At 31.6% G+C, this 13,776-nt stretch carries 14 protein-coding genes; 2 read left to right on the forward strand and 12 right to left on the reverse strand.

Going from position 1 to position 13,776, the window contains the following annotated elements; genetic code table 11:
* Window positions 1-7: 7 nt before the first annotated feature.
* The 4 genes from BUB83_RS03935 to BUB83_RS03950 are packed head-to-tail and all read right to left on the reverse strand — an operon-like array spanning window position 8 to window position 3,189.
* Window positions 8-625: a flavodoxin family protein gene (locus BUB83_RS03935; RefSeq protein ID WP_073337148.1), complete on the reverse strand. Its 618-nt coding sequence runs from the start codon at window positions 623-625 to the stop codon at window positions 8-10.
* Between the two features lie 23 nt (window positions 626-648).
* Window positions 649-1,077, reverse strand: a complete 429-nt coding sequence (locus tag BUB83_RS03940; protein WP_073337149.1) for a hypothetical protein — start codon at window positions 1,075-1,077, stop codon at window positions 649-651.
* A gap of 57 nt (window positions 1,078-1,134) precedes the next feature.
* Window positions 1,135-2,715, reverse strand: a complete 1,581-nt coding sequence (locus tag BUB83_RS03945) for a sodium:solute symporter family transporter (protein WP_073337150.1) — start codon at window positions 2,713-2,715, stop codon at window positions 1,135-1,137.
* Window positions 2,716-3,189 carry a hypothetical protein gene (locus BUB83_RS03950; protein WP_073337151.1) on the reverse strand — a complete coding sequence of 158 codons (474 nt, stop codon included), beginning with the start codon at window positions 3,187-3,189 and terminating at the stop codon, window positions 2,716-2,718.
* Between the two features lie 464 nt (window positions 3,190-3,653).
* On the opposite strand from BUB83_RS03950, the gene BUB83_RS03955 reads away from it, so the two are divergent.
* On the forward strand, window positions 3,654-5,093 hold the full coding sequence (locus tag BUB83_RS03955; protein WP_073337152.1) for a sigma-54 interaction domain-containing protein: 1,440 nt from the start codon (window positions 3,654-3,656) through the stop codon (window positions 5,091-5,093).
* Between the two features lie 73 nt (window positions 5,094-5,166).
* Here the strand turns inward: BUB83_RS03955 and BUB83_RS03960 are convergent, their stop codons facing one another.
* The 8 genes from BUB83_RS03960 to BUB83_RS21215 form a co-directional block, all read right to left on the reverse strand.
* Window positions 5,167-6,345, reverse strand: a complete 1,179-nt coding sequence (locus BUB83_RS03960; RefSeq protein ID WP_073337153.1) for an acetyl-CoA C-acetyltransferase — start codon at window positions 6,343-6,345, stop codon at window positions 5,167-5,169.
* Between the two features lie 63 nt (window positions 6,346-6,408).
* Window positions 6,409-7,419, reverse strand: coding sequence for an electron transfer flavoprotein subunit alpha/FixB family protein (locus BUB83_RS03965; RefSeq protein WP_073337154.1), 1,011 nt, complete (start codon window positions 7,417-7,419; stop codon window positions 6,409-6,411).
* Window positions 7,420-7,447: 28 nt separating this feature from the next.
* Window positions 7,448-8,230 carry an electron transfer flavoprotein subunit beta/FixA family protein gene (locus tag BUB83_RS03970; protein WP_073337155.1) on the reverse strand — a complete coding sequence of 261 codons (783 nt, stop codon included), beginning with the start codon at window positions 8,228-8,230 and terminating at the stop codon, window positions 7,448-7,450.
* Between the two features lie 13 nt (window positions 8,231-8,243).
* On the reverse strand, window positions 8,244-9,383 hold the full coding sequence (locus BUB83_RS03975) for an acyl-CoA dehydrogenase (protein ID WP_073337156.1): 1,140 nt from the start codon (window positions 9,381-9,383) through the stop codon (window positions 8,244-8,246).
* 62 nt (window positions 9,384-9,445) lie between these two features.
* Entirely contained in the window at window positions 9,446-9,862 is a 417-nt protein-coding gene (locus tag BUB83_RS03980; RefSeq protein ID WP_073337157.1) for a MaoC family dehydratase, read from the reverse strand.
* Between the two features lie 111 nt (window positions 9,863-9,973).
* On the reverse strand, window positions 9,974-10,819 hold the full coding sequence (locus tag BUB83_RS03985; protein ID WP_073337158.1) for a 3-hydroxybutyryl-CoA dehydrogenase: 846 nt from the start codon (window positions 10,817-10,819) through the stop codon (window positions 9,974-9,976).
* Between the two features lie 12 nt (window positions 10,820-10,831).
* Complete coding sequence (locus BUB83_RS03990; RefSeq protein ID WP_073337159.1) at window positions 10,832-11,614, reverse strand: short-chain-enoyl-CoA hydratase; 783 nt, start codon at window positions 11,612-11,614, stop codon at window positions 10,832-10,834.
* Window positions 11,615-11,781: 167 nt separating this feature from the next.
* The gene (locus BUB83_RS21215) at window positions 11,782-11,946 is read right to left on the reverse strand and encodes an EAL domain-containing protein (RefSeq protein WP_242950626.1); all 165 of its coding nucleotides are present in this window, start codon (window positions 11,944-11,946) and stop codon (window positions 11,782-11,784) included.
* A 276-nt stretch (window positions 11,947-12,222) separates the two neighbouring features.
* Here BUB83_RS21215 and istA point away from each other — a divergent pair, with 276 nt between their 5' ends.
* Window positions 12,223-13,776, forward strand: a complete 1,554-nt coding sequence (istA, locus tag BUB83_RS04000; RefSeq protein ID WP_073337160.1) for an IS21 family transposase — start codon at window positions 12,223-12,225, stop codon at window positions 13,774-13,776.

Raw genomic sequence — 13,776 nt, forward strand, 5'->3', positions numbered from 1 at the left:
TTATTAGTTAAGCATTGAGTTTCTTGATAGCATTAGCCATATTTGAAGCAAAATGCTTGATGTTCAGTACTCCTTCATCATCATTCTCAGCATCTACTGCCCCACCTTTTCCAGCAATACCCACATTCCAATAACTTGAACCTACAACTATAAAATCATTTACAGTAAACCAAAGTAATAATTCTGCAAAAGCAAATGTCTGCCCTGTTCTTCTTGCCACAGTAATTGGTGCTCCTACTTTTCCAGAAAATACAGTTCCTTTAAAATCATAACTTTCATTTTTTGCTTTCATGTCACTAGAAACCCAACGTCCTAAAAAACCTGCTCTATCCAATAATGCTTTAAGATTTGGGGTAGTTGCTCCATGATATACAGGACTACCTACAATAATTCCTTCTGCTGATTTGATTTTTTCGAAAATCTCCTCAAAGTCATCATCCTTTTGAATGCATTCTTTATTTTTTACACAACTGTAGCACCCTTTGCATGGTTTAACATATTTATTATCTAAACTAATAAGCTCAGTTTCTAATCCATAAGTGCTAATTTCATTTAATGCATTCTCTACAAAATACTTTGTGTTACTTTTTTCACGAGGACTTCCTGTAATTCCTATTACCTTCATTATTTTTCCTCCATCTTTTACATTTAGTTGAATTCTATTTTATTTAATAATACTTCCTTTAATAAATCATTATCTTGCTGAAAGCATATTTTATTTCTACTAAACAATCTTAATTTTTCATCCAATCCTTCAGCCGTTATTTCCATATAAGAATTTTTAAAGAAGGTTCTATCACTTAATTTAATGTTTTTTATATCTTTATATTTAATTATTAGATTTTCTTCATTTCGCTTTTTTATGGTAGCTATATCTATCCCTTCATACTCTAGGGCTTTATAAGGCTTAATTCTCAATAACCAGGTTCTAAAACTTCTATTTACAAAATCTAAAATTATTTCTTTCTCGGTAAAAATAACATTAAAATACATAGTATCCAAAGGACAATTTTTCAACATGCTATCAACTTTTGTAATAATTTCTTTACTATATTCAGCTTCACTTACTTGCTTCATAGCCCTACCCCTTTATATTCAAGCGAATGAACCTTAAGTTCATTCGCTTATTTTATTTTAACAATCCATTACAGCCTCAATACCTTTATCTAGTTCTGCAGGTTTTGTTAAGAATGAAACTGCAATAAATACAATTGTGGAAATACTTAATGCAAACAATCCATTATATATTCCTAGAGATCCAAGTCCATTCATATACCATCCCATTTTTAAAACCTTTGCAACCTCTAGTACAATACCAACAATAAGACCTACTGCAATTGAAGAAATAGCACCTTCTTTTGTTGCTCTCTTCCAGTTAAAGCCCATTCCTATTGTAGGAGCTAAAGCTGCTGCAAAAGTACCGTATCCAAATGCTCCAAGTAAGGCAATACCCCCTGAACTTAATCCAAGTGCTAAAGATACTGATACTACCCCACATGCAAGTGAAGTAATTCTTCCCCATTTTAATTGTGATTTTTCTGAAAGTTTTTTACCTAAGGCATTTGGCAAATCTCTAACAGCTGCCGCAGCCGCTATATTTATAAATGAATCAGCAGTTGACATTATTGCTGAAGCAATTCCTGCGAAAGCTAATCCCACTAAAACAGGAGTTGTATAATTAAGTAAGAAAACTGTAATAGCATCATCTGCTTTAACTAATACAGCTAATTCTCCTGACATTACCTTGGATTTAACAACTATACCAACACCAAAAGATAATAATCCTGAAATAATAGCTGGCACTGTTGTTAATAAAGCCCCATGTCTAAGTCTTTTAATATCTTTTATCATGAAAAACTTATGCACAAGATGTGGTTGTCCAACTATACCTAAAGCTAATAAGAAAAACCAGCTCATTGCTACTATTGGAGCTACTATACCAAAAGGTCCTACAAATTTAAGTCCAAGTGCTCCTTCTGAAAGTGCTGGTGCAGTTGATATAACATTGGTAATATTCAACATTCCTCCACCTTTACTCATAGCAATAGCGAAGATTACTATTGAAGTAATTACCATCATTGTTCCTTGGAAAACGTCAGTATATATACCAGCTATCATTCCTCCGCCTATTGCATAAAGCAATGTAACAATCATCCCTATGATCACGCCTGTTGCAACTGATATATTAAATACATAACTTAAAATTACACCCATTGCTAATAATTGTGTTGCTAAATATAATACAACCCCTATAAGTGTTGCAATACCAGCTAGTCCAGATGCAAATTGACTTTTAAATCTTTCATTTACTGCATCTGCAACAGTCATAACATCCTTTATTTCAACTAACAATCTCATTCTTTTACCTAAAATGGTCCATAGAAGTGTATAACATACTGCCGTCGACATAGTAAACCACATTGCACCTGTTCCTATGCTATATATTAATCCTGGTGCTCCAACAAATAACCATCCTGATAAAGTTGCAGAGAATGCTGCTAAAGCGAGTGCAACAGGGCCTATTTGTTTACCAGCGATAAAGAAATCTTTTGAACTTTTTGTTCTTTTAGTAGCCCAATAACCAATTCCTAATACAATAAGTAAATATACAATTACTATAGCTGTAGTTACTCCCATACCTTTATATTGGGATACTAAACTAGTTGGATCTGAGGGTAGTTGATTACTTAATATTAAAAAAGAAGATAAGTTCATCTATGCTTCCTCCTTTACACTATTATCTTTTAATACATTTGCTTTCTTTGATAACAAAACTGTTCCTGTTTTTTCTTCAAACTCTTCAACCCATTCTTTTTTCATAATATCTTTATTAAATCTAACTGAATAAGTTGCATTATTAACTAATCCTACTAACATCCAGAATAAGAAAAAAAGTATTGCAGTTGGTAACGGGAACCCAAGGAAGTGACTACTAATAATATTCTCTGGAACCTTAACAATATTTAACATAGCGAGAAGTGATCCTGTCATAATTAAGAAAGTTATACCCCACATTATTGCTAATACTTTTGGTACTTTGCCATTTTTAGCTGCACCAAGGAAAAGCCAACTATAAATTACTAAACCCATTCCTAAAGCAAATGCTGTTTCATTTTGTGATAATTGCGCATAAACTACTAGTATTGTTGAAATTAAAACTACTAAAACAAACTTATTGTTCTTATCCAATTAATACACCTCCGAATTATTTTATAAACTTGAAAGCTCTTTTTTACTATAACTCCTTTCTAATAAACTAATATCAATAGCGCTATCGAAAGTCAATTTATTACTAATATTGTATAGCAATTTCTATGCCAATCGATTTTTATGTGGAATTAGATATTTTATTTATAAAACTTCCTCAAATTGCTTCTACGTAATACTATAAGATGTATCAAATTGTTACATCGAATTCTTTAATACTAAGTACTATCCAGTTTTTTCAATGGAAATGTTTACATGCACCTGATTGTTACATGCACCTAATTGTTACATGTGCGTATATAGAAATGAATAACTACTTTAGATATACTAATTAATACTATATTTTCAATATATCACAATGTATACCTCATTGAAAGAAAACCTCTTCAATGATATAATTAAGTAAATTTTAACAATCTTTATATATATTAGAGAGGATGATTACAATGAACAACTATTTTAGTTCAGATATTAATCCGGATGAAATCTCCGATATTTTTGTATCAATGACTTCGCTACTTTTTGATCAATTACCCATTCCAATAAACTTTATCGATGTTAATGGCCGTATAATTATTATGAATCAAGCTTTCCTAGATTTTCTTGGATTACAACTTGAAGATGTAATAGGAAAATTACTTACAGATATTGATCCTAGCGTACGTCTTCCTATTGTTGTTAAAACCGGCAAAGCAGAAGTTGGTCAAAAACATAAATTTCAAAGTGGTAAAGAAGCAATTGTTCATAGAATTCCTTTATTTTATAAAGATGTAATCATTGGCGGTGCTGGTATAATACTTATTCATAACTTAGGCCATTTTTATAGTTTTTTTGAGGAAAAAAACATTTTAAAAAACCTAAAAAAAAGCTCCTCAAATAAAATTTCGGATTTATACAAAGCAAAATATACTTTTGACGATATATTAACTCATTCTCATTTAGGTAAAAAAAGTAAAGCTAAAGCCGAATCTTATGCAGACACAGATTTTTCTGTTTTAATTGTTGGAGAAAGTGGTGTAGGTAAAGAACTTTTTGCTCATTCAATCCATTCTTTTAGTAGAAGGAAAAATGGCCCATTTATTCGCATAAATCTTGCTGCCATGCCAGAATCACTTATTGAAGCAGAACTATTTGGATATGAAAAAGGATCCTTTACTGGTGCACATTCCACTGGTAAAATGGGTAAATTCGAGCTAGCTAACGGTGGAACCATATTCTTAGATGAGATTGGTGAAATTCCTTTGTATCTACAAGTGAAACTTTTAAGACTACTACAAGAAAAGGAACTTGAAAGAATTGGTGGCAATGAAATTATCCACTTAGACTTAAGGGTTATTTGTGCAACAAACTGCAATCTAGAAGAAAAGATTAAACTTAAAGAATTTAGGCAAGACTTATTCTATAGATTAAATGTATTAAACTTAAAAGTGCCAAGCCTTAAGGAAAGAAAAACAGATATCTCATTATTAATAAATCATTTTATAACTAAAATGTATCAAGATTTCAATATTTTTAAAAAGTTTCCAGAAGATGTGGAAAAAATACTCACTGATTATTCCTGGCCTGGAAATGTACGTGAATTAAAGAATATTGTTGAAAGAATGGCTGTTACAGCTTCTGGAGAAAGTGTTAAAATCGAAGATATACCTGAGTATATTTTAGAAAATACTAAAAAAAATAACTTTTATGAAAAAAATAATTTAGAATTAAAAGAAACCCACGAATTTGGAGAAAACTACTTAAAAAATATACTCTCAGACATGGAAAACAAGTTAATACTAGACACTTTAGAAAAATTCAATAATACCAAAGTTCAAACAGCTAAAGCTTTAGGTATTCCTAGAATGTCCCTTTATAGAAAGTTAAATGAGATCCAATCAAAATAATAAATATAGAAATTATATTATAAACTATAAAACACACCAATTAATTTGGTGTGTTTTATAGTTTTAATGCTAACTATCTTTTTACTACCATAGCCGTTCCTTGTCCTCCACCTATACATAAAGTTGCAAGACCTGATTTTGAATCTCTTTTTATCATTTCATGAATCAAAGACACCAAAATCCTAGCCCCTGAAGCACCAATGGGATGTCCTAATGCAATAGCTCCACCATTAACATTAACCTTATCCATATTAAAATTCAAATCCTTTGCAACAGCTAAGCTTTGTGCTGCAAAAGCTTCATTTGCTTCAATTAAATCAATATCTTCAATGGTCATGCCCGCTCTTTCTAGCGCTAATCTACTAGATGCTACTGGCCCATATCCCATTATTGATGGATCAAGTGCTTTTGAAGCAAAAGATGCTATTTTAACTAAAGGCTTAATTCCCAGTTCCTCAGCTTTTTCAGAACTCATTACTACAAAAGCCGCTGCTCCATCATTTATACCCGATGCATTTCCTGCTGTAACAGTTCCATCTTTTTTAAATGCTGCTTTTAACTTAACTAGACTTTCAATTGTAGCACTAAATTTAGGGTACTCGTCTTTGTCGAATATTAGAGTTTTCCCTTTTCTTTTTTGGATTTCTATAGGAACTATCTCATCTTTAAATTTACCCTGTTTTAGGGCCTTCTCAGCTTTTATTTGAGAATTCAAAGCGAACTCATCTTGCATTTCTCTAGTTATACCCCATTGCTCAGCAATATTTTCTGCTGTTATACCCATATGATAATTATTAAAAGCATCCCATAAACCATCTTTTATCATTTCATCAATGATAGTTTCATTACCCATTCGCTGTCCCCATCTTGCTTTATTTAAAAGATAAGGTGCTTGAGACATATTTTCCATTCCACCCGCTACAACAACATCAGTATCACCTGAAAGAATCATCTGATATGCTAAGCTCACGGCTCTTAAGCCAGAACCGCACACTTTATTTATAGTAAAAGATGGGGTTTCTACTAGCAGCCCAGCTTTAATAGAAGCTTGCCTACTTGGATTTTGACCAAGACCAGCTTGTAATACATTTCCCATAATTACTTCATCTATTAAACTCACATCAATATTTGCTCTTTCAACAGCTTCTTTAATCACAATTGCTCCTAAATCTATTGCTGAAACATCTTTTAATCCGCCTCCAAATGATCCTATAGCAGTCCTAACGGCACTAACTATTACAACTTCTCTCATTATAAAACCTCCATCATTAATGAATTTCAAATACTTAAAATTTACTGCCACAAGTATTTATTATTATCTAGTAGCCTTAATATTTTTTACTTCTTTTATCAATTCAGGTATTACTTTATTTATATCTCCTACAATTCCCAAATCTGACACTTCAAAAATTGGTGCACCAGCATCTTTATTTATTGCAACAATAAACTCTGATTCTTCCATTCCAGCAAGATGTTGAATAGCCCCTGATATCCCACATGCGAAGTATACTCCTGGTCTAACCGTTTTGCCTGTTTGTCCTACTTGATGGTCTCTATGAAGCCATCCTGCATCTACAACAGCACGAGAAGATGATACAACCCCCTTCAACTCATGAGCTAATTCTCTAAGCATCTGAAAATTTTCAGCATTTCCCAATCCTCTACCACCAGAAACTAAAACATTTGCATCTTCGATATTGACTTTTTCTTTTTCTACTTTAACAGTCTCTAAAATTCTGATATTCATATCCTCAGATTTAAATTCAATTTCGAATTTTTGAATTAATCCTTTTCGTGCTTCATCTTTTTTAAATTTCTGCATTACTCCTGGTCTTACAGTAGACATTTGGGGTCTAAAATCTGGACAGATAATTGTTGCAAGTATATTTCCTCCAAAAGCCGGTCTTGTCATCAATAGATTTCTTGTTTCATCTTCAATATCTAAAGAAGTACAATCCGCTGTAAGCCCTGTATAAATTCTAGCAGAAACCCTAGGTGCTAAATCTCTTCCAATAGTTGTAGCTCCAAATAAAACAACCTCTGGTTTTTTTTCTTTTATTACCTTTGAAAATGCTTTAGTATATGGCTCATTCATATACAATTCTAAAGCTTTATCATCAACATATATAACTTCATCTGCTCCATAACTAATCAATTCACTAGCTAGATTGCTTATATCATATCCTAGTAATACGGCTATTAATTTTTCATTTAATTTATCTGCAAGTTCTCTACCCTTTCCTAAAAGTTCAAAAGAAACCTTTTGAACCACTTTTTCTCTTTGTTCAATAAATATACAAACGCCTTTATATTCTTTAATGTTCACTATAATCCCACCTCATATTCAAATAAATTTATATATAATATTTTTCTTGAAGTTTTTCCACTATAATTTTTGCTGCTTCTTTGGCATCAACCTCATATATTTTCCCAGCAGACTTAGCTCCCTTTGTAAAAGATTTTTTTACTTTTGTAGGGGAACCCTTTAAGCCAATTTTCAAAGGATCTACATCTATATCTACTAATGTCCAAGATTTAATTTCTTTATCTCTATATGCATCAAATATTCCTGCAACAGACATATACCTAGCTTTATTATTCTCACTAAGAGTAGTTATAAGACATGGCATCTTTATTTCTATCATTTGATAACCATCTTCAAAAACTCTTTTTACTATCAAATTATTCTCTTCTTTTATCAATGAATCAACATAGCTAACATGTGGAATATTTAAATGCTCGGCAATTTGAGGACCAACTTGAGCTGTATCCCCATCAATTGCTTGTCTTCCCGCTATTATTAAATCATAATCAATTTTTTTTAATGCTCCTGATAATGTTAACGATGTTGCCCAAGTGTCAGCTCCTGCAAAAGCTCTATCACTTAGTAAAATTGCTTCATCCGCTCCCATTGCTAGTGCTTCTCTCAACGCTTTTTCTGCTTGAGGTGGCCCCATAGTGATTACTGTAACATGAGCATTAAATTCATCTTTTAATTTTAATGCAGTCTCAAGTCCACTTTTATCATCAGGATTTATTATACTTGGAACTCCGTCTCTTATTAATGTTCCTGTTTTAGAATCTATTTTAACCTCTGTAGTATCTGGAACTTGTTTAATACAAACAATTATCTTCATATTTAGAACCTCCCTATTTTAACATATTAGCTGATATAACCATCTTTTGAACTTCTGAAGTACCCTCATATATTTCTGTTATTTTGGCATCTCTCATCATTCTTTCAACGGGATACTCTCTTGTGTATCCATATCCCCCATGTAATTGAACAGCTTTTGTAGTAACCTCCATAGCTGTTTCAGATGCAAAAAGTTTAGCCATTGCAGCATATACTGAGTATGTTTCCTTATTGTCTTTTGCTTTAGCCGCTCTATAAACCAATAACCTTGCAGCATCAACCTTTACTTGCATATCTGCTAATTGAAATTGAGTATTTTGGAATTGAGAAATTGATCTTTTAAATTGTTTTCTTTCTTTAACATACTTTACTGTTTCATCAATAGCACCTTGCGCAATTCCTAATGCTTGAGCAGCAATACCAATACGTCCTCCATCAAGAGTTTTCATAGCTATTCCAAATCCTTTTCCCATCTTACCTAATAAATTTTCTGCTGGAACTATACAGTTTTCGAATATTAATTCACAAGTAGACGATCCTTTGATACCCATTTTAGCTTCTTTTTTACCAACACTAAATCCTTTAAACCCTTTTTCAACTATAAATGCTGATATTCCTCTAGTTCCTGCACTTTTGTCAGTCATTGCCATAATAATATATACATCAGCATAACCTGCATTTGTAATAAAAATTTTAGATCCATTTAATATATAATGGTTCCCCTCTAAAATTGCAGTTGTTTGTTGCCCTGCTGCATCAGTACCTGCATTAGGCTCTGTAAGACCAAAAGCTCCTAATAATTCTCCTTTTGCAAGAGGAATTAAATATTTTTGTTTTTGTTCTTCAGTACCAAATTCATAAATAGGCGAACAACATAAAGATGTATGAGCTGAAACAATAACACCTGTGGTAGCACATACTTTAGATAATTCTTCTACAGCCATAGCATAACCTAAATTATCGCCACCTTCTCCACCATATTCTTTAGGAATTGGTATACCCATAAATCCACATTTACTCATTTTTTCTACTGTTTCTAAAGGAAATCTTTCTTCCTCATCAACTTCTTGTGCTAAAGGTTTAACCTCTATTTCAGCAAATTCTTTATACATTTGTTTTAACATCTCATATTCTTTTAAAATCGAAAAATCCATAGCCTTTCCTCCTTAAATATATTAATATTTAAAATCCAAGCACTGCACTGTATAGTTTACTATTATTTTGGAGGCATAACAGTTGCAACCCCTTTAAGAACAATAACGCCATCTTGATTAGTACATATGGTACTTAATTTTATAATATTTTTTTCTTCTTTTTTTTCAATAACTTCAACTTCGGCTTTTACTGTATCTCCAAATTTAACTGGTGCTGTAAATTTAAGCTCTTGTCCTAAATAGATAGTGCCTGGCCCTGGTAATTTCATTCCCAATACTGCTGAAATAAATCCTGCTATTAACATTCCATGAGCAATTCGTCCATTGAACATTGATTTTTCTGCTTCAAGTTGATTTATATGTGCCGGATTCAAATCACCTGTTACTCCTGCATATAAATAAACATCAGTTTCTGAAACTGTTTTTTGAAAATAATCTTTGTCTCCTATATTTATATCCTTTATAGTCAAACCTTTCACTTAAAATACCTCCTTCAATCCTTTTTTTGGAAAATTATATTAGCATGATGCAGTAGAGTCTCCCGCCATATAAGGTCGGCAGCTTTGCATCATATTACTTAAATTGAATGATTACTTTGTATAATCATGAAATCCTTTTCCTGTTTTTCTACCTAGAAGTCCCCCTCTAACCATTTTTCTAAGTAATGGGTGTGGTTTATACTTTGAATCTCCAAACTCTTTATATAAAACTTCCATAATAGCTAAATTTACATCATTTCCAATCAAATCCGCTAATTCAAGTGGCCCCATTGGATGATTTGCTCCGAGTTTCATTGCTTTATCAATATCTTCAGCTGTTGCAATCCCTTCTGCAAATATACCTATAGCCTCATTAATCATTGGTATAAGTATTCTATTAACAACAAACCCTGGAGCTTCTTCAACTTCAACAGGAAATTTACCTATTTTCTCAGACAATTGCAAAATTGTTGTTTTTGTTTCTTCTGAAGTAGCTATTCCCTTTATAACTTCAACCAAATTCATAACTAAAACTGGATTGAAAAAATGCATTCCTATAACCTTATCTGGTCTTTTTGTAGCACCTGCAATTTCTGTTATGGAAAGTGATGATGTATTTGTTGCTAAAATAGCTTCATATTTACAAATTTGATCTAGCTCAGCAAATATTTTTTTCTTTATTTCCATGTTTTCAACAGCAGCTTCTATAATCAAATCAGCATTCTTCGCCATAGTAATATCAACAGTGCCTGTAATCCTCATTAAAATATTTTCTTTTCCTTCTTCAGTTATTTTTCCTTTTTGAAGACTTCTGTTTAAATTTTTATTTATTAATGAAAAGCCCTTTTCAACAAAACTTTCATTAATGTCTCTCATGATAACTTTGTATCCTGATTCTGCAAAAACTTGAGCAATACCTGCTCCCATGGTTCCTGCCCCTAAAACGAATATTTTCATAAAATCTCCTTTCTAAAATGTATTTTTGAAATTTGCATTTCTTTTTTCTAAAAAAGCTTTCATACCTTCACTTTGATCTTCATTGGCAAAACAAAGAGAAAATAAATCTCGCTCAATGGTTATTGCTGTTTCTATATCTGTTTCTATTCCTCTATTAATTGCGGATTTTGAATATCTTACAGCTATTTGCCCATTAATGCATATGTTATTAGCTATTTTTAAAGCTTCTTCTAATAAATTTTCATGTGGAACTACTTTATTAATAAGCCCAATATTTTTTGCTTCCTCCGCTTTTATCATTGCTGCTGTAAAAATCAATTCTTTAGCTTTTCCAATTCCAATCAAACGAGAAAGTCTTTGTGTACCCGAAAATCCTGGAGTTATACCCAAAGCCACCTCTGGTTGTCCAAATCTTGCTTTTTCACTGGCAATTCTTAAATCACAACTCATAGCTAACTCGCATCCTCCACCTAATGCAAACCCATTTACTGCTGCTATCACAGGTTTATCCATAAGCTCAATTTTTCTAAAAATGCTTGATCCAAGTTCCGCAAATTTTCTTGCAGACTCTGGAGACATGACATTCATTTCTGCAATATCAGCCCCTGCTACAAATGCTTTTCCTTCTCCTGTAATTATAAGAACATATACTGTCTCATCTTTAATTATTTTGTTTATTGCTAAATTTAATTCTTTTAACAATTCTTCATTTAAAGCATTTAATGCCTTTGGCCTATTAATAATTAATATACCTACATTTTTTTCTTGCCTATAAATTAAATTATTATATTCCACGCTTCCACCCTCCTTTAAATATTTCATTTAACACTTTAATTATTTAGCAATTTACATGCCAATTCACTAATATTTATACTAATTTTTTGCAAAAAAATTATCTAAAGCTTTTTAAACAAAAACTTTAGATAACATTTATATTTTTTATGCAATTAATTTTAGTTTATTTAGTAAGCACTAACAATAAAATTCTCATTGAAAAGTTCAATAATTTTATTTGCTTCACATGGCTTACTAAAATAATATCCTTGTATTTCATTACATCCAAGTGACTTAATCAAATCATATTGCTCAATAGTTTCAATTCCCTCTGCAACAATTTTCAGCAACAAAAATCGCTCATTTGATTTACAATTTTTGTAGAATACCTGACCCCTTGCAAAAACTGAAATAGTTTTTGTTGCTCTAAATACATCTCATGTTAAGGTTCAGCACTATTAAAAAAATTGAAAAAAATATTATAAGTTAATTTAAATACATCTCATGTGTATTGGATAAACTATAACTGTACCAAAAAATAATTAAAAACCTGCCCACTAGTATTTTCCAAACCTTTTATACACACAATATTCAGGTAATAATATTGGATATAGAAGGAAGTGGGGAAGGTGATAATTTTGAATCAAAAACAAGATATTGTATTAAAACATACTAGAGAAGGTAAATCTCAGAGACAAATAAGCAAAGAAACTGGAGTTTCTAGGGAAACCATAAGAAAATATATTAAAGAATATGAAGATAAACTAGTTAAAGTTACTGCTGACTTGGGTGAAATAGATAAAACTAATATTATAGCTGATATAACAGCTAAACCTAAGTATTTATCGTCTCCAAGAATAAAGAAAGCTTTAACAGAAGATGTTTTAGAAAGACTTAAAGAATTTTTAAAAGAAAATGAACAAAAACGACTCACAGGCTTATCTAAGCAACAAAAGAAAAAAATAGATATGTATGAAACTTTAATAGAAGAAGGCCACAATATAAGCTATGCCGCTGTAGTAAAAGCTGTAAATACCATCGAAAGAAAAAAACGTGAAGCTTATATACGTCAAGAATATACTCCAGGAGATATAGTAGAATTTGATTTTGGGCTAGTTAAATTGACAATGAATGATGGTAGCATAAAAGAATTTCAATTAGCAGTATTTGTAGCAGCTTATAGTAATTATAGGTGGGCTAGATTGTTTCCAAAGCAAAATACAGGATGTTTTTTAGAAGCGCATGCTTCATTTTTCAAGTACATTAAAGGTAATCATAGAACAGTGGTGTATGATAATACTAGAGTTGCAGTAGCAAAGTTTGTAGGGCATACATTAAAGGAGCCAACAGATGCACTTATAAAGCTATCGCTATATTACAAATTTAGGTTTAGATTTTGTAATGCATATAGTGGCAATGAAAAAGGTCACGTTGAGAGAAGTGTTGAATTGATAAGAAGGAAAGCATTTTCAAGAGACTGCACATTTTCCTCATTGAATGAGGCTAACACCTATCTTGATGAAGTGCTAAAAAAATTAAATTCAAGAAACTTATCCAATTCCAATAAGTTACCGTTTCAACTATTAGATGAAGAACGAGAGTACTTATTGCCAGATATGCCCTTATATGAGACAGCTACTATTTCTGACCTACGAGTAACCAAATATTCAACGATTATGGTGAATTCTTGTTATTACTCCGTACCAGATGATTATGTTGGTACAATGGTACGATGTAAGATATACACTACTAAAATTCTAATGTTTTATAATGAAGAAGAAATAGCTAGACATAATAAGGTTTACGGTATGAATCTATGGCAAATAGATATCTCCCACTATTGTAAGACACTTTTTAGAAAGCCGAAGGCTCTAGTTAATAGCACTGCTTTCGATCAAATGGATAGAATACTAAAAGAGATTTATTTTGAATATTTTAACAATAATGAGCGAGATTTTGTAAAGCTTATTGAATTAGTTGGTATCTACGGGCTTGTCCCTGTTAATAATGCCATAAAAAATTTACAAGAAGTATGTGCTACTACTATTAGCATTGATAAAATTGAGTTTATGTGTTCTAGAAAAAATGACCCTAAAATCATATATCTAGAAGATCATAATGATGAAATAATGAATAATTCTGTTAACATGCTAAATGAATTTAACAATCTTTTAAACTCTTAA

Source organism: Clostridium grantii DSM 8605, from assembly GCF_900129965.1.
In the GTDB taxonomy this organism is placed as follows: Bacteria; Bacillota; Clostridia; order Clostridiales; family Clostridiaceae; genus Clostridium_AF; species Clostridium_AF grantii.

Bases quoted from the DNA above. Each gene is read 5' to 3' on its own strand.
- BUB83_RS03940 (WP_073337149.1), bottom strand. From the start codon at position 1,077: ATGAAGCAAGTAAGTGAAGCTGAATATAGTAAAGAAATTATTACAAAA.
- BUB83_RS03970 (WP_073337155.1), bottom strand. From the start codon at position 8,230: ATGAAGATAATTGTTTGTATTAAACAAGTTCCAGATACTACAGAGGTT.
- BUB83_RS03945 (WP_073337150.1), bottom strand. From the start codon at position 2,715: ATGAACTTATCTTCTTTTTTAATATTAAGTAATCAACTACCCTCAGAT.
- BUB83_RS03935 (WP_073337148.1), bottom strand. From the start codon at position 625: ATGAAGGTAATAGGAATTACAGGAAGTCCTCGTGAAAAAAGTAACACA.
- BUB83_RS03985 (WP_073337158.1), bottom strand. From the start codon at position 10,819: ATGAAAATATTCGTTTTAGGGGCAGGAACCATGGGAGCAGGTATTGCT.
- BUB83_RS03960 (WP_073337153.1), bottom strand. From the start codon at position 6,345: ATGAGAGAAGTTGTAATAGTTAGTGCCGTTAGGACTGCTATAGGATCA.
- BUB83_RS03955 (WP_073337152.1), top strand. From the start codon at position 3,654: ATGAACAACTATTTTAGTTCAGATATTAATCCGGATGAAATCTCCGAT.
- BUB83_RS03975 (WP_073337156.1), bottom strand. From the start codon at position 9,383: ATGGATTTTTCGATTTTAAAAGAATATGAGATGTTAAAACAAATGTAT.